The sequence below is a fragment of the Amycolatopsis sp. CB00013 genome, assembly GCF_001905755.1.
Classification (GTDB): domain Bacteria; phylum Actinomycetota; class Actinomycetes; order Mycobacteriales; family Pseudonocardiaceae; genus Amycolatopsis; species Amycolatopsis japonica.
The window spans coordinates 1835331-1851230 of sequence record NZ_LIWC01000002.1; the positions used below are offsets into that span (position 1 = coordinate 1835331).

At 68.3% G+C, this 15900-nt stretch carries 19 protein-coding genes; 4 read left to right on the forward strand and 15 right to left on the reverse strand.

Translation table 11 applies throughout. From position 1 onward, the window contains the following. Positions 1 to 128: 128 nt before the first annotated feature. The 4 genes from AMK34_RS18935 (at position 129) to AMK34_RS18950 (ending at position 3460) form a co-directional block, all read left to right on the forward strand. Entirely contained in the window at positions 129 to 848 is a 720-nt protein-coding gene (locus tag AMK34_RS18935) for a hypothetical protein (RefSeq protein WP_083649923.1), read from the forward strand. Continuing rightward, positions 826 to 2289, forward strand: coding sequence for a B12-binding domain-containing radical SAM protein (locus AMK34_RS18940; protein WP_073846150.1), 1464 nt, complete (start codon positions 826 to 828; stop codon positions 2287 to 2289). The genes AMK34_RS18935 and AMK34_RS18940 overlap by 23 nt, the downstream gene beginning before the upstream one ends. Continuing rightward, on the forward strand, positions 2286 to 2927 hold the full coding sequence (tmk, locus tag AMK34_RS18945; protein ID WP_073846151.1) for a dTMP kinase: 642 nt from the start codon (positions 2286 to 2288) through the stop codon (positions 2925 to 2927). The genes AMK34_RS18940 and tmk overlap by 4 nt, the downstream gene beginning before the upstream one ends. 71 nt (positions 2928 to 2998) lie before the next feature. Next, positions 2999 to 3460 carry an NUDIX hydrolase gene (locus tag AMK34_RS18950; protein ID WP_073846152.1) on the forward strand — a complete coding sequence of 154 codons (462 nt, stop codon included), beginning with the start codon at positions 2999 to 3001 and terminating at the stop codon, positions 3458 to 3460. A gap of 8 nt (positions 3461 to 3468) precedes the next feature. Here AMK34_RS18950 and AMK34_RS18955 read toward each other — a convergent pair whose 3' ends face one another. From AMK34_RS18955 to AMK34_RS19030, 15 genes are all read right to left on the reverse strand, one after another. After that, on the reverse strand, positions 3469 to 4086 hold the full coding sequence (locus AMK34_RS18955) for a hypothetical protein (RefSeq protein ID WP_073846153.1): 618 nt from the start codon (positions 4084 to 4086) through the stop codon (positions 3469 to 3471). Continuing rightward, positions 4086 to 5129 carry a hypothetical protein gene (locus AMK34_RS18960; protein WP_073846154.1) on the reverse strand — a complete coding sequence of 348 codons (1044 nt, stop codon included), beginning with the start codon at positions 5127 to 5129 and terminating at the stop codon, positions 4086 to 4088. The genes AMK34_RS18955 and AMK34_RS18960 overlap by 1 nt, the downstream gene beginning before the upstream one ends. Positions 5130 to 5142: 13 nt before the next feature. Then, the gene (locus AMK34_RS18965) at positions 5143 to 5445 is read right to left on the reverse strand and encodes a hypothetical protein (RefSeq protein WP_073846155.1); all 303 of its coding nucleotides are present in this window, start codon (positions 5443 to 5445) and stop codon (positions 5143 to 5145) included. After that, positions 5432 to 5782 carry a hypothetical protein gene (locus tag AMK34_RS18970; RefSeq protein ID WP_073846156.1) on the reverse strand — a complete coding sequence of 117 codons (351 nt, stop codon included), beginning with the start codon at positions 5780 to 5782 and terminating at the stop codon, positions 5432 to 5434. Before AMK34_RS18970 ends, AMK34_RS18965 begins: the two co-directional genes overlap by 14 nt. Before the next feature lie 3 nt (positions 5783 to 5785). Beyond that, positions 5786 to 6094: a hypothetical protein gene (locus tag AMK34_RS18975; RefSeq protein WP_073846157.1), complete on the reverse strand. Its 309-nt coding sequence runs from the start codon at positions 6092 to 6094 to the stop codon at positions 5786 to 5788. A gap of 2 nt (positions 6095 to 6096) precedes the next feature. Continuing rightward, complete coding sequence (locus tag AMK34_RS18980; protein ID WP_073846158.1) at positions 6097 to 7110, reverse strand: glycoside hydrolase family 25 protein; 1014 nt, start codon at positions 7108 to 7110, stop codon at positions 6097 to 6099. A 4-nt stretch (positions 7111 to 7114) separates the two neighbouring features. Next, entirely contained in the window at positions 7115 to 7501 is a 387-nt protein-coding gene (locus AMK34_RS18985) for a hypothetical protein (protein ID WP_073846159.1), read from the reverse strand. Positions 7502 to 7571: 70 nt separating this feature from the next. Beyond that, the gene (locus tag AMK34_RS18990; protein ID WP_073846160.1) at positions 7572 to 8321 is read right to left on the reverse strand and encodes a hypothetical protein; all 750 of its coding nucleotides are present in this window, start codon (positions 8319 to 8321) and stop codon (positions 7572 to 7574) included. Further along, positions 8321 to 9454 carry a hypothetical protein gene (locus tag AMK34_RS18995; RefSeq protein WP_073846361.1) on the reverse strand — a complete coding sequence of 378 codons (1134 nt, stop codon included), beginning with the start codon at positions 9452 to 9454 and terminating at the stop codon, positions 8321 to 8323. The genes AMK34_RS18990 and AMK34_RS18995 overlap by 1 nt, the downstream gene beginning before the upstream one ends. Further along, entirely contained in the window at positions 9454 to 10578 is a 1125-nt protein-coding gene (locus AMK34_RS19000) for a hypothetical protein (protein WP_143202481.1), read from the reverse strand. Before AMK34_RS19000 ends, AMK34_RS18995 begins: the two co-directional genes overlap by 1 nt. Before the next feature lie 90 nt (positions 10579 to 10668). Next, complete coding sequence (locus AMK34_RS19005; RefSeq protein ID WP_073846162.1) at positions 10669 to 11553, reverse strand: phage tail domain-containing protein; 885 nt, start codon at positions 11551 to 11553, stop codon at positions 10669 to 10671. Continuing rightward, a complete protein-coding gene (locus AMK34_RS19010; protein ID WP_073846163.1) occupies positions 11553 to 13949 on the reverse strand; it encodes a phage tail protein in 2397 nt (798 codons plus the stop codon). The genes AMK34_RS19005 and AMK34_RS19010 overlap by 1 nt, the downstream gene beginning before the upstream one ends. 235 nt (positions 13950 to 14184) lie before the next feature. Beyond that, complete coding sequence (locus AMK34_RS19020) at positions 14185 to 14730, reverse strand: DUF7426 family protein (RefSeq protein WP_073846164.1); 546 nt, start codon at positions 14728 to 14730, stop codon at positions 14185 to 14187. Further along, entirely contained in the window at positions 14730 to 15251 is a 522-nt protein-coding gene (locus AMK34_RS19025) for a phage tail tube protein (protein WP_073846165.1), read from the reverse strand. The genes AMK34_RS19020 and AMK34_RS19025 overlap by 1 nt, the downstream gene beginning before the upstream one ends. Before the next feature lie 5 nt (positions 15252 to 15256). Then, complete coding sequence (locus AMK34_RS19030; RefSeq protein ID WP_143202482.1) at positions 15257 to 15877, reverse strand: hypothetical protein; 621 nt, start codon at positions 15875 to 15877, stop codon at positions 15257 to 15259. Between the last annotated feature and the right edge of the window lie 23 nt (positions 15878 to 15900).

Below are 15900 nucleotides of genomic sequence, written 5' to 3' on the forward strand. Positions count from 1 at the left end.
GCCGGGAACCAACACGAGAAGGGCCGAACGTGGCGCACCCGAACATGATGCTTGACCACCCCGGATGGCTGCATGGCGATGACGGGCGCGCTCGGCGCCTGCTCCGGTCGGCAGACTCTGTGTGGTCGATGATCTGTACGCCGGAGCCTGCCGGCGGGCATCTGGTCGACGCCGTTCGGCTCACTGGCGACACGGACGTCGCCCCGGTCGTCGACACGATCGACCCGCGAACACTGGTGGGCGACGCGGCGGTGTGCGAGCCGCTGCGGGCCGATGGCCCGGTCGCGCGCGTGCGGACTTCGGATGTGTGGGAAGCGCTCGGCACTGCGGTCACTCGGCAGGTCATCAAGGCCGGGACCGCGCGCGAGAACTACCGCCGGTTCTGCGAAGCCTACGGCGAGCGGTACGACACCGAGGCCGGTCCGGCGTGGTTGTTCCCCTCGCCCGAGACCGTGCTCGCCTTGTCTGATGCCGAGTTCGACGTGCTGCGGATGAAGTTCTTCCGCGGCGGCTTGCGCTCGGCGGCCGACGCGAGCCTTAAGGCGGCCGAGGACTGGGCGGGCATGACGGGTGAGCAGCTCGTCGCCGCGGTGCAGAGCGTTCGCCGGATCGGCCCGTGGACGGCCGGAGCCACGGTCGCCGACGTCACCAACGACTACAGCCTCTATCCCTTCGCCGACCTCGCGGTGCGCACCTGGGCGGGCAAGCTCGCCCCTTCGGTCGACTGGCCGAAACCCGAACCTGAGTTCGGGCGGTTGTGGCAAGCGATGGCCGGCGCGCAGTTGTCCGAGTGGACGCTGCTCACCCTCGCTTGGGGAGTTCGACATGCAACCGGAGTTGCCCTCTGACCTGATCGCCGGCGCTGACCTCCGCCGAGAGATCGACGTCCTGTTCGTCAACGCACCGTTGCGCGATTACGACGAGCGCCCGCGGGTGAACGACTTCACGTTGCCGGTGCTCGGTATGGCCTACATCGCCACCTACGCGGCCGCGCAGGGATTCAACGTCGGTGTGCTCGACGCCGAGGCGCACGGGCTCGGCGTCGAGCAGACCGTTCGCCTGGTGAACGCGGCCGCGCCGCGGTGGGTCGGGTTCAACCTGTTAGCCCCGACGTACGAGATCAGCGCGCGGATCGCCGAGCGGCTCGACCGCGACATCATGGTCATGCTCGGCGGGCACCAGGCGAAAGCCATGCCGGCCGAGATTCTGCTCGACCAGCGGATGAGCCAGTGCGAAGCGCTGGTGATCGGCGAAGGCGAGACCCGGGTCGCTGCCCTGCTCGACGACCACAAGCGGCGGATTGAGCTGCCCGGGGTGATGTGGCTCGACCCGATCCTGCGCGAGCCGGTCACGGGCGGAATCGGCCTCAAGAACGGTCACCACCTGGCGCCGGACATCAACGCGTTGCCGTTCGTCGACCGCGGCTACCTCACGCAAGACCCGCACCGCGACAACGGGCGACTTGAGGCGAACATGGTCGGCGCCCGCGGCTGTCCCTACGACTGCTCATTCTGCGGCGCCGCGGTCTCGGCGAACCCGGATATCACCATCCGCACCCGCGAGCCGCACAACATCCTCAACGAGATGGACGAACTTCGCCGTACAGGGGTGAACGCGTTCCGGTTCGTCGACGACCTGTTCCTCGGCGTCCCGCGCGTTATCAAGACGATGATGACCGCGTTCACCGCGGACCACGTCGGTGACTGGGCAAGGTGGGACGCCACCGGCCGGATCAACGTGCTGAACCGCACGAGCGACGCCATGCTCGACACCCTCGCCGAGAACGGCCTACGCGAGGTCGCGCTCGGCGTCGAGTCCGGCAACGCGCGGATGCTCGAGCGGATCGACAAGCGCATCACCCCGGACATGGCGCGCTCGGTGGTCCACCGGCTCACCGAGCGCGGGATCAACGTCAAGGGCTATTTCATCCTCGGGTTTCCGACCGAGACGCGGACCGAGATCGACGACACGGTGCGGCTGGTTCACGACCTGTGGGACCTCACCGCCAACCAGCCAGGCCGGTTCCGCGCCTCGGCGTTCGAGTACCGCCCATACCCGGGTACGCCCGACTGGGGCGAGCTGATGAAGTCCGGGAAGTACACGGCCGAGCAACTGCTCAACTACAGCGCCGTCGACCTCACCTCCGATGGCATCGACGAGTCGATGCGCGAGCGCGACGAGTTCAATTTCTCCGTCAACATCCAGCTGAGCGAAGCACCCATCGACTACATCCGCCGCAACCTCGTCACGCTCTCCCGCGCGCAGTACGACCGGAAGGCGGCGGCGTGACCACCACTCACCGCGGAGCGTTCGTCACCCTCGACGGACCGGCCGGCGTCGGCAAAACCACGACAACCCAACTGGTGCGCGAGTACCTCGGCAAGCGCGGGTACAAGGTGCACGCCACGACCGAACCGTCGCACGGCGTTCTCGGCAACACGGCCCGGCACGGTACCGACACCTACAGCGGGCACACGCTCGCGTGCCTGGTCGCTGCCGACCGATATCACCACCTCGAGACCGAGGTGCGCCCCCGTGTGCAAGAGGGGCACATCGTCGTGTGCGACCGCTACGTCGCCTCGTCCTACGTGCTGCAACGCATGGACGGCGTCCCGCTCATGTTCGTGGAGGCGATCAACGCGGCCGCCGACCGACCCGACCTCGCTGTCATCTTGCAGGCGCCGCCGGCCGTGACTGCGGCACGGGTCGCCGCTCGTGGTGCTCACGACCGATTCCACGCAGGCGAGGAAAGCAGCAAGCGCGAGAGCGCGCTGTACGAAGACGCCGCTAAGCGGCTCGCACAGTGGCGGTACCCGGTCGTTGCCGTCGACACCGGGGAGGCTTCGCCGGTTGACGTCGCGGCGTACCTCACCGACCGAATCGCCGACTTGGTAGAGGGTCCGGCCGCCGAGGCAGCGACGGCGTAGCCTGCCTGCGAGCCCGCCGGCGCGGGCGGGCTCGCAGGTTCGACACCGCTACCTCGTGAGGATCTCGCCGGATGCCCGACGGCCAACACACCATCATTGACGTGCACGTCTTGCTCGTCCGTGGTGACGAACTGCTACTCATCCGGCGCCGAGGCGACTACGGCGGGGGCATGTGGCACTTGCCGTCGGGCAAGCTCGACGCCGGCGAGTCGCTGCCGGCCGCCGCATCGCGGGAAGCAGCCGAAGAGGTCGGCGTGCTCGTCGACCTGGCGGACCTGCGCCATGTGCATACGGTGCACGTCGCGAACTCCGGACCAGTGCCGCGACTCGGCGTGTTCTTCGAGGCTCGCCGTTGGTCTGGAGAACCGCACAACCGAGAGCCTGACAAGTGCTCGGCTGTCGAGTGGTTCCCGCTCGGCAACCTGCCTGACGACGTGATCCCGTACCCGCTCGCCGGCATCCGCGCCTACCGCAATGGCGACTCGTTCGGCCTGCTCGGCTGGGCCGACCAGCCGCGGCCTGTGCTCGCCTGACCGGCTGCTCAGCGCAGCGAGCCCCAGAACTTCTGATTCGCCCTGGTCCACACGGCATCGTTCAAGTTGAGTGTCAACGGCAACGGTGCGACCTGCCCGGACCGGTACACGCTGTACGGGGTTTCGTTGAGCAGCGCGGACGCGCCGGCGCCGGTGGCTGGCGTGGTCGAGGCGAGCCTCGGCGCGGTCCCGCTGCCGGTGGTGAGTCCGGCGAACGCGACGGCGTCGCCGAGGTTGACGGCGACCGCGCCGAGGTTGACCGACTTCATGCCAGCAGCGGCAATCCAGCTCAGCCCGGACACTGTGACCTTGCGGTCGAGGCTGGACACGGTCGGACCGACGTAGACGCCGAAGTCAAACCCGGTGAGCCCGGTGTGCACGGCGTAAACGCAGAACTTCGCCAACGTCGAGGCGAGCGAGCGCGACGCGATGGTCGCCCACACGGTGAGGTAGCCGGGTGAGAGGGTCTCGCCCCAGATGGCATCGGCGCGTCGGAGTGTTGAGACCAGGTCGCCGTAGAGCGTTGTGTCGGTGGCTTGCGCTTCGGCGGTGGGTAGCTGCCCCATCGTGGCGACGTCGACCCCGTCGACCGGGGCCGGTCCGCGGTACTCGAGTGCGCCGGCCACTACCCGATCACCACCACGCGGTAGGTACCGGCGCCGCCGAACGACAGCGCGACGTTGTCGGCGTCGGTGAGGTCCACGCCGGTGAGCACGAGCGCCGGCGTGGTCGTGCTGATGTCGTAGACCGAGACGTCGACGAACTGATTTCCGAGCCCGTGCCGGATGGTGATCGGGCCGGCCGCGGTGGGCGTCACGTCGGCGATGACCTTGCGGGCGACGACGGCCGTGTCGACAGCGACGGCGTCCGCGGTGACGACGATGCCGGGGCCGGCGCCGACGGCGATCGTGTCCGCGCCGACAGCGAGCAGGCCGGCGCCGGCGAGGGTGAAGCCGTCCGACCCGGTGCCGTAGACGGCCCACGTCTGCCCGGTCACTCCGGGCGAGACGCTGCCGTTGGTGGTGAGCAGGTAGAGCCGGTCGCCGTTGGTGGCGCCTTCCTCGACGGCGACGACGGCGCCGCCGCGCAGATCTCCGGGGCTGTCGGCGTCCGTGGCGCGCGCCCATGCGCCCGCCTTGGCGAGGTAGATGCCGTTCTCGACCGGGTCGGCCTGCGCCTTGACGAGCACCCGATCATCGGCGTTGGGGGTGATGCCGTCGACGGCGGCGAGCCCGGTGCGGGTGATAGGTCCGGTGGTGGCCAGGCGCACGGCGGCTTTGAACGAGACGCCGGCGGCCGCGGCTGCTACGGCGTCTTGGAGCTGGCCGTACGTGGCGAGGTCGCTGGCGGCCGAGCCCGGGGCGGCGTTGGTGATGCGCTGGGCGCCGACGTTGACGGGCGCGGTGGGGGCGGCGAACTCGTCGAGTCGGTAGCCGGTGACGGTCGCGCGCAGGTCGGACACGGTCGAGGCCGGCTGGTTGCCGGTGTGGTTGGCGCGGGCGGTCGGGTCGATCCAGTTGCCGCCGGCGTCGCGGATCTTCAACCGGCCGTTGTGGTAGATGACCTGCGCCTCGGCGCCGGCGGGCAGGCTGGCGACCTTGTGCGCGACCAGGTTGCGGGCTTCGTTGAGCCCGTGGTCGGTGTGTGTGCCGAACTTCAAGTCGGCCATGTTCGGGACGCTCCTAGCTCAGGTACGCCACGCCGGAGCACGGCGCGGAAAACTCGATACGGACGTGTCCGGCGGCCGGGTAGGTGACCACGCCGAGAAGCGGCTCGCCGGTGGACTCGATGACGTGCACGCCGGCGGGGGTGAACGAGAGCGGATGGAAGATGTTCCAGACCGCGGCCGCGATGGTCTGCTCGTGGCGGTGGCCGAACTCGAAGACGTCGCCCGGCTCACCGGGCGGGGCGGTGTCGACGGGCGCACCGACGGCGAGCCAGTCGAGCGCGACCGGCGGGCCGGCTTCGGGCTCAAGGGCTGTCACGGGTCACCCCCCGAGACACGCGCACCGTGCCCTCGACGATCCGGGCGACGCGGCCGGCGGGGTCGATGAGCAGCACGTCGAAGACGCCGGCGAGCCACAGCCAGGCGCGCGAGGTCGCCGCGGTCACGGTGAGCGTGACCCGCGAGTCCGCGGTGCTGGCGTTGCCGGCCGCGGTCGACCACTCGTGCAGCACACCGCCGGCGTCGATGCGTTCGCGGACCTGCGCGCGCACTGTCCACCCGGAAAGGTCGAGTGGCCGGCCACCAGAGGTGACCGGCCACGCTCGACCCCACTCGGCGCCCTTCTCGATCACGACGTCGTCGTGCAGGGCGGGCACGGGCTACTCCCGGTCGTAGGTGGGTGGGCGGGTCGAGCCGAGCAGGACCCGCGCGAGCCAGCTCGGCACCCGCGGCTCGAGCCAGCGCAAACCGGCGTAGACGGCGCCGAGCACGATCGGCACGGCGGCCGTCTGGCCGAGCCCGTTCGCCGGCACGACGAGCCACGCAGGCAGGCCGAGCGCGACCAGGTACGCGACGCCGGCGGACCAGAGCCCGGGAACGACGGTGCGTACCCACGACGTGACGCGGTCCGAGCGCAGCCACGCGGCGAGCCGCTCGCCGAGCTGGCGCTGCGGGGTGGGTTCGGTCATGCTCACTTGCCCTTCTGCGGGAACGAGTAGCCAAGGCGGCCGTTCGTGGCGTCGCCCTTGGCATTGCGGGCTCGGTAGCGCAGACCGATCCCGTTGATTCCGTCCGGTACCTGCCATGCGACGCGCTGCCGGTCTGCGAGCCGTCCGGCGGTCGGTGTCCCGCCGATCAGCCCGACCAGGTTCAGGCCGCCGCCGACTGTGGCGATCTCGTACTCGACTTCGCCCCATGCGGCGAAGATCGTGAACCAGCCGTCGGCGACGACGGCCGAATTCGACTTACTCTCGAACGGCAACGCAACGTAATTCCAGTCGGCCGAGTGAGGCAGGGACACGGGAATAACGGGCATGTCGATCTCTTTCTCTGAGTGGGACGGGGAACCGAGCAAGGCGGCGAACTGCTCGCGGGTGCCGTCGAAGGCGTTCGCGTCGACCGGTGCGTGCCCGGCGACGGTGGCCGAGCTGGTGAACTGGAGCAGCGGCGCGGACAATCCGCCGTAGCCGAGCCAGAAACGGCCCGGGATGCGCTGGTAGATCTGGCCCGGGGTGCCGCCGTTGTAGTCCAGGTAACGGGAACTCCACAGCGGAGGCAGTCCGTCGAGCGCGGGAGCGCCCCAGGTCTGCCAGTACCAGCGGGGAAGGTAGATCAGGGGCGAGCGGTAGCCGGCGGTGCGTACCTTGCCGTACAGCTCACGCACCAGCGCCAGGGATGGCGCGCTGACTACCTTGCCGTTCTGCTTGATGGATTCGACGTCGAGAATCAGCGGGACGTCTTTCGGGACTACGCGGGCGATATTCGCGAGCTGTGCGGCGGCCGAGGAATCGCTACGTACGAAGTGGTAGGCGGCCACGATCAGGCCGGCGTCACGGCCGGCGGCGAGGTTGCGCTCGAACTGCGGGTCGCGCCATGCGTTGCCCTCGGTGGCCTTGAAAATCGCGTAGGCGATGCCCTCGCGGGCGGCGCGCGCGAGGTCGAACGAGCCGCCCTGGTGGCGGCTGATGTCGATGCCCCAGAGCATCGGATCACCTCTTTTCCTTTGCTGGCTTGGTGTTCGGGGTGTCGGCGACGGCGTTCTCGACGCGGTCGATTGCGTCGCGCAGGCTCGCGCCGGAGTTGGGGCGTAGTTCGTGCTCGACGCGGTCGACGCGCTCGACCAGGCCGCGGACGTCGTCGCGGGTGGCGGCGCCGTCGGTTTCGATGGCGGATATGCGTTCCATGACGCCGGGGCGTGCGGGGACGCCGTCGCGTTCGGGCTCGCCGAACCAGTCGTCGGCGAAGTGCACGAGCTTGCGCAGGCCGCGGCCGGCGTTGCGGGCGGCGGTCCAAATGCGGCGAATGATCAGATAGGCGGCCACGGCGACACCCGCCGTCCCGGCGATGTCGAGCGCCGTTAGGTCGGCGAGGTTCACAGGGGCGGTTTCCTTGCTGTGTCAGGGCATGACGAGGTGGCCGCCTGTCGCGGCTAATGGGATGTGGTGGCTACAGGAGGTAGCAGCCGAGGACCTGGCAGGCGATCACACCGGAACCGGATGCCGACGCGGTCACCTGAACACCTACCCAGTCTTGGCCGGTGAACGCCGAGACGCTGAACCTGCCCTTTCGGGCGGTAACGGCGCCAGCGTTGACGGTCCACGAGCCGACTTCGGTGCCGTTGAATTTGAGTCGGTACGTGACGCTTGGTTGGTCCACGGCCCAACCCCAGACGCCATCGATGGCGACCCAGGCGTGCGAGACCGACGCGCGGCCTTCCCACAGCACCGTTTCACCGGCGAGCTTGCTCACGTTAATGCTCATATAGCCGGAGGCTTCGCCGATGTCGGGATTGTCGGTGTAGGTGTGCGGGATGAACTGTGCGTAGAGCGGGATGGGAAGAAACGGGCGCGCGAGTCCGACCCCAGTTTCGGCGCTGTCGGAGACGATGATGCGGCCCGATGAGTCGGTCATCGCCCAGTAGTCGCGGCCGTACTGCGACGAACCGGCGGTGTACATGAGGGTTGCGCCACCTTCACGGCGGAGCACAAACCGTTGCTTGCCCTCGGCATCCGGGCCGATGTAGAGGATTTCGACCCCATCGGAGTCGGTCACCTTGATGTAGCTGTCGTCGACGAGCGTCAAGCCGCCGCGGGCGATCACGGCCGAGGACAAGCCGACTTTTTTACGGACGGCGGCTAGTTCGCGTTCCAGGGCGATGACGCGGTCGATGATGTTGGAAGGCTGGTTGACCTGCATTAGGCGGCGTCCTCAATGAGCGGGCTCATGGTGATGGCGACGGTTTCGGCGGCTTCGCTCGGCGCGTACTGCGCGTCGACAATCCGCATGGCGGTATCCAGGCCGCGGCGGATGAACTCGTCGCGGATGACGACACGGACGTCGTCGCCGGTGTCCCACTCCCCGACATAGGGTGCGGTGTTCCCGCGGACGGTGAGCGTGGGCAGCGCGACGGGGAGCCGGGCGACGAGTTGGTCGGCGTCGGCGTGGCCTTGCAGCGTGTCGGCGTCGGAAACGCTGGTGTAGCCCTGTTCCGACTCGAGCAGCGGCCAGTGCTGCGCGTACTTGTCGACGTCCTCGGCGACGGCGATCGGGGTTCCCTCGGCCATGCCATCGCCGCTGGCGAACGTGCGGGTTGCCATGCGGGTTGCGTCCGAGGGCCATGTGTAGTTGACGATGTTGCCGCCGGTCTCCCACACGTGCACGGTCCCGGTCTGGCCGAGCCGTGGCGTGCCCACGCGCATGACGCGGCGGACGCGGCCGCCGGTGCCGGGTGCGACGCCGAACATGATGTCGGGGCCGTTGATCACTCCGGCGAGCTGTCGCAGAGCCTCACCGACCGAGGTCAACTCGTGTCCGGTGTAGTTGCGGTCGCGGTAGATGAACGAGCGCGAGCCGTCGAACTCGATGCCGATATCGCCGCCGGCGTGCGTCTGCGCGAGCTGCACCAGAGTGCGGGCGAGGTCGTTTTGCTCGACGTCGTTCGCTTCCACCTTCAAGCCGGCGACGTGGTCTAGCGGGAGCGGCGCGGCTGGCAGGACCGGGAGGACCTTGCGGTGATCGAAGTAGCTCCACCAGTCCGCGCCGGCCACCTCCACCTTGTGCGAGCTGCTGTCGTACTTGCGGGTCCAGATGATTCCGCCCCACATCGGCCGGTCGTCGCGCATCACGTAGAGCGCCCGACGGGCCGGCATGGTCAGCTCGTACGGGTCGCGTCGCGTGCTTGACGGATGTCGGGTCAGATCCCAGGTGCCGGAGAACTTCCCGGAGTCGTTCAAGGGCTTGTTGTACTTGACGCCGGTGAGCGGCAGCTCGTCGAGCACGCGGCCGCTACGCAGGTCGGCGACCAAGTAGGCGTAGGTGGGCAGCCGCATCACGGACCCCGCCACACTGCGGTAAAGCCGCTGATCAGGTCGCCGGCTGCTTCCTTGGTGACCGCGCTCGGCGCGCCCGAGTAGCCGTAGCACCGGATTTGCGCGCCCTTGTCGAGCCACCTCGACGTGTTGGCCGAGATGTTGTTGCCGCCGCCGGCAACACTGTCCTTGGCGAACAGGTTGGCCGGGGACGAGCCGCCGATCATGGCGTATTTGTCGGTGTTCACGATGGTGTACCGCAGGTTCAGCGACAGATCCCACCACCCGGGTTCGCCGATGGTGAACACTCCGCCGGCGAGTGTGATGCCGACGGGCGGACGGTTGACCTGCGGGAAGGTAAGCAGGGCCGGAGCGTTCGAGGTCGGCTGGTCGGTGGTGATGGTCCAGTCGCCGCCTGGTGTCGCGCCGCTCATGAGCGCGGCGTACAGCCACTTCTCACCGTTCCACCGGTAGAGCTTGCCTGTGCTGGCGAGCACGACGAGTTGCCCCGGGTACGGGTCGGCGATGTCGGCGAGCGCGGCCGCGGTCACCTGCCCGCGCACCCGCCACGCCGCACCGTCGTAAACCTCGGTCCATCCTTTGTCGAGCCTGTAGACCTCCTGCCCGGCGTAAGCGGCGACCGAGTTGCGTTCGGTGGCGCTGCCCACGGGCAGCAAGCCGCCGAGGGCGACCGTCCACCCGGGCGGTAGCGGGTCGATCATGGCGTCAGTGATCTTGTCTGCGCCGGCGGTCACCCGGACGCGGCCAAGGGCGAACCAGTCGCGCGAGCCGCCGACAACGGGGTCGCTCGGCGTCGCCGAGGCTGTCCCACGCACGAGCCGAACCTCGAACTTCGTCGCGGTGTCGAGGTAGAACTCGTCGGACTGCTGCGCGATCACTAGGTCGTGACGGTCGTTCGCCGGGTCGGCTGGCACGGCGAGCACGTCGAGCGTCTTCGGACTGTCCAGCGACACCAGGTACGAACCGATACCGCGCGAGGCGCGGATGCTGCCTTGGAACGGCTCGACCACGATCGAACCGCTTGCCGTGCCGGCCGCGTGCACACGGCCCGGGGTCGCCGGTCCGGGCCGGAGGCCGTCGCGCGCGGTGACCCCGTTCGGCCCGGGGATGAGCAGCGCGGACACTGCGAGCCGCGCATCTTCGGTGGTGATTAGCGGTGCGGTGTCGGAACCGACGGCCCACGAATTCCGCTCAGGCATGGGGAAACCTCCGTCTCACATCGCGGTGTTATGCACGGTCACCGACAAGCGCGAGTCGGAACTCGTTGCGGCAGAAGCAAAAACGGCCTGTACTTCACGGCCGGGCGGGAAGCTGAACCAACCACGGGTGAACAGTCGGTCGGACGCCGAAACATTGCTGCCGACGAACAACACGGTTCGGGCGAGCGTGTCGACCTCGACGACTTGGCCGGCCGGAATGATCCAGTCGGGATCGAACTCGAGGGCCTGCCCGGTGTCGCGGCGGGTGATCGAGGGACCGCGGACGGGGCCGGCGATGCGCCAGACCGGCCACGCCTCGGCCGTGCCGGTGTTAGTCCAGGTGATGACTCCGCCGCGGGCCGACGCGCCGAACGGCATCGGGAACCGCACCGGGAAGGCGAGCCCGCCGGAGCCGACCGCGCCGAGCGTGGTCGAAGCGGCGTAGCCGGGTAGCTCGAGCAACCGCGGATCGGTGGCGACCCACTGCACCGCGCCGGCGACGTAGCCGGTGTCGTAGGCGAGCCCGGTCGGCACCGACCGGCGCGTGCACCGGGCGAGCGCCTGCCAGGTCCGGCCGGCGAGCCGGATCACGAGCGGTTCCTCGTCGGGGTTCTCCGTCGGCGTGGTGGCCGCGCGCAGCAGGTCAACCGCGGCGGTGAACTGCTCGCGCGTGGCGCGCCGCGCCGAGATCACGAACGAGTAGGAGATCGTGCGCGATTGCGCGAGCAACTGCCCCGGGAACGTGCCGTGTTGTCCGGGCCGGTCGACGTCGCCGCCGCGCATCTGCGGCAGGTCGAGCCAGCCCTCGAGGGCGCGCCACCCGTACGCCGTGCCGGCGCCGAGCAGGATGCCGCGCCACTCGAGTTGTCCATCGCGGGTGATCAGGTCCCCAGTGGCCATTACCCACCCCCGCGGCTCAACCAGTCCAGCTCGCCGGCGATGTCGGCCGGCGACTGTGCCGGTGTCGCGTGGAACTGGTCAATGTGGACGGTCGCCCGGGTCCCGGTAGTTGCGTAGGCGCCGGCCGCGCCACCGGTGCCGGTGCCGGGCGCGCCGGAGAACGCGAGCGCGGGCGTGGTCAGGCCGGCCGCCATCGTGTCCGACACGCGTGTCGCGAGATCGGACGCCGAGCGCAGCGCGACGCCGGCCGCCTCGTCGATGCCGCCGGCTAGGCCGGGCGGAATCCACCGGCCGATGCCGGCGAACACGGTCGACGGCGAGTTGATCCCGAGAATGTCTTTAGCCCACCCGGGGAGCAAGTCGCCGAAAAATCCGAGCACCTTGTTTTTGAGCCAACTTGCCGCATTCTGAATCCCGTTCCACAAGCCGGTGAGCAAATCGCGTCCGGCGTTCAGGAGAAGCGATCCGAAATTGCCGAGCCCGTCGAGCACGCGCCCCGGCAAGCCGCGTAGCCAGTTGACCAGCTCGGCCGCCTTGCCTATCGCGGCCCTCGTCAGATCTCCGAACCAGGCGGCCACCTTGCCCGGCAGGGAGCCGAGCCACGCGACCGCGTCAAGGACCCAGTTCACTGCGGTACGGACGCCGGCCACGATGGTGTCCCAATGCTTGATGATCAGCCCGGGAAGCGACCAGTTCAAAAACAGATCGACGATGAAGTCAACCGCCCCGGAAATGAAATTTCCGATCCAATCGAGCGCGGCGCCAATCGCGGACTTGATCGTGTCCCAATTTGAGATGATCAACACTGCGAGAAGCGCGACGGCCGTCGCTATCAAAATAAACGGGTTGGTCATCATTGCGACCCGCAAGGCGTTGAAAATCGTTGTCGCCGTGCGGAAGGCGGTCGAGAGGCCACCGACTAGCGTCGTAAGCGGACCGGCGGCCGCAGCGACGGTGGCAAACCCGATCGCCAGGGGACCGAGCCACGTCATGTTGTCGGACAGAAATCCAGCCAGCATCGCCAGAAGCGGACCGGCGACCTGGAGCGCCACGGCGAGAACGCTGCCGATCTGGCTCGCCAGCGTGGCCAAACCAGGAGCCAGAGCGACAACGGCAGGTTGAAGCGCGACGACGGCCGCGGTCAAACCGCCAGCCAAGCTCTGCGCGACGGCGGCGGCCACAGGTGCCAGGGCGGAAAGAACGCTACCTAGCGGAGCGACGGCGGGTGCCAGCGAGGCGAGCGCGGCGCCGACCTGAGGGCCGAGCGTGGCTATGGCCGGGCCGACATCAGACACCAGAACGCGCCCGATCTCGGCGAAAATCGGGGCCAGGCCGCGGGCGGCTGCGGCGATGCCGCCGAAAACCTGCTGTAGGAGAGTGGCGCCCTGCGCGGAGTTCAGGAAGTCCCGCACGGCACCGGTTGCCTGCACGAGCACGTCGAGCGTCGACACGCCGTTCGTCGACATCGCCGAGAAGACGGCCGAGATGATGCCGCCGACGTTGCCGGCGAGCTGGCCGAGCTGCTGTAGCGCGTTGAGCCCGTTGCGCATCCATGCCTCGAGCTGCCCGGACTCCCGGGCCGCGGAGATGAACGCGGCGAACCGCTCGGCGGCTGAGCCGGCGCCGGTGGTGAGGTCGGCGAACACGGTCGAGCCGACGGTCGCCACGTCGCGGAAAACTTGCGCGAGTGGCTGCGTGACCTCGGCCAGGTTCGACACCGCGGTCGAGCTGTTATCGAAGATCGTCGCGACGTCGCGCCCGGTCTGCGCTTCGCGCAGGAACGCGGCCAGGCCGGCGGCGCCGACGCCGAAACTCGAGGCAACGTCGGTCATGCCGCGCTTGAGAATCGGGAGGTACTGCGCGCCGAGCTGGCGCACCACGTCGCCCATCTCGGAGAAAAGCTCTTGCTGTACCGAGCGCTTGACCGCGTCCCACGCCGGCGCCAAGTCGCGCACGGCGTTCGCCGTGTTGCGCGCGGCGGGGGCGAGTTTCGCGGTGGCCTCGGCGAACTTCGCCGGGTCGTCGATGGCCTTTAAGGCGTCTCCGAACCCGGACAACCCGACCTTGAGCGAGGCCAGTGCGGCACCGCCGGCGACCGCGGCACCGGGCAGGATCAGCAGCGCGCCCGACGCGGTGACGATGCCGCCGCCGAGTGCGCCGAGCGCGCCGCCGGCAAGGTTGGCCGCGCCGGCGAGCGCACCGACCTTGAGCGCGCTCGCGCCCGCAGAGAGCGCCATGTCGCGCGCGGACTTGCCCGCGCGCATGAGCGCGTTGTCGTAGACGTCGGTGTCGCGTGCTGCGGCTGCGAACCGGGCGCGGGCCTGCGCGAGCTTGCCGGCGACGCCCTTGTCGTCGATGCGCAGATACCCGACAAGCTCGCCGATGGTGAGCGCCACGCGACCACCCCCGCCCGCTGCTCGTCAGGGGCGGGGTGGCTCTGGTGCTCAGGGCGCGTTAACGCCTTAACGTGTTAAGGCGTTAACGCGTTAACAGGCTCTGGGTAGAGGGCACGGCGTAGCCGACTGGCGTCGGTGGAGAACAGACCGGCGATGCGGATGCGCAGCCAGCGCCACGAGCGGGCGCGCAGCAAGCCAGGCACCTCAAGGTCGAGCCCGTAGACCTCGTGCAGGTCTAGCTCGACGAGCGACCAGCGCGCGAAGATGTCCGACCAGCGCGGGCCGTCGCCGGCACCGCCTTCCGTGTCCGGGTCGTACCACTCCCGGATGCCCGTTGCGGGGTCGATCGGGCCGCCGCGCGACGGCTCGCCCGATTCCCCGCCGAGGCTTCCGGGCGGCCGCCGGCGTTCCAGTACGTCTCGGCGGCCTCCGGGCTCTGCGTGTGGTGCAGAAACGCGGTCATGCCGGCGACCTTGAACCGCGGCCACGCGACCCCGTCGGCGACCATCTCGTCGTAGGCCGTGCCGAGCGACTTGCGGTACATGTCGATTTCCTGCGCGTCCGACAGCAGCTCGCCGCCCGGCTCCGGCACCGACAGCTCGCCGGCGTCAGGGGTGTCCTCGTGTGCCTTGACCGCGGCTGCCACGCCGAACATCCAGTCGTGAAGCCGCTGCAACCGCAGACCGGTCTCGGCGTCGACCGGCGGAACGGCGTAGACCTTGCCGCCGATGGGTAGCTCGAGCCCGCCGTCGAGCAGCTCGTCGAGATCCCGATACGCCATCACTTACCCCCGCTCATCGATGCGACCGAGGCACCGCCGGCCGGTGGAGTGGTCACGGGATTGGCGATCTCGCGCGGCTCGCCCTGGCCCAGCAACGTGAAGTTGAACGGCTCGAGGTCGGTCGTCTCGCCGCCCTTGGTGAACTCGGACACCTGCGCGTAACCCTCGGACGCGTCCGGCGAGCCGTCTCGGCGGTACCACCGCACATGCACGTCGGCCGAGAAACCGACCTTGCGCGCGGCCTTGCGGATGAACTCCTGTCCGGGGTCGGGGGTGTAGACGGTCGCCGCGGTGTCGCGCTTGCGCTTGCCCTCGGCCTCGACCTTCCATTTCCGCTGAGTGATCACGTCGGCGCCCCAACCGGGCGCGTCGTTGGTCGAGTCGTCCTCGGTGTTGTCGTCTGTGCTCTCCGAGAAGTTCGACAGGCCGCGAACCGGCGTCCATTGTGGAGCAGTGGCGCCGCTCGCGGCCGTGTCGACCTCGAGCGCCCAATCGCTGGCGAGCATGGAACGCAGAGCCATTTACTTTACTCCTTTTGCATGGGTGTGATTCCTAGATCTGCTCTTACGAGGTTCGTCAAGTCGTGGTAGTAGCTCCATATCCGGGTACTGCGTTCGCGTTGTGAATCCTTGTAGTCCTTTAATGCCTTTTCCTGGTTGGCCTTTGTCTCTTCTTCGGTTGCTCCGAGTGGTGGCACCAGGTACCTGTGAATAAATCCGTGGAAAAGTACCAGTGCGTTGGACTTGAATAAGGCCAATATCTGGTCCGAGGCGATAATTCGGACGGCCTGCCCCGCTGCTTCGCTCGCGGCTTGGAGTTGCTGGTACTCGACTTGCATTTCCTTGACGGACTCGATGCTTGGAGCGCTCTCAAGCTTATTTGCCAGCATTGCCGCGGCGTAAACTGATTGAATGTAGGCTGCAAACAGCTCGATCCGTTTATCTCGGAGGTTTATCACGCTGTCGTGCGCCAGCTTCATCTCTTCTTTTTCTCGCTCGCGTTTCCATCGAACTTCTTCACGTTCTTGATCGCGTCGCCACCGTCGATCTTCTCGCCATGCGTTCACCAATTGACCGCTTATTACGCCAATTAGGCCGATGACTCCGACGATAATCGGTACCCATATGGAAACTTGACCAGTTTGCATATGGTCAACTTAACGGCTGGCTC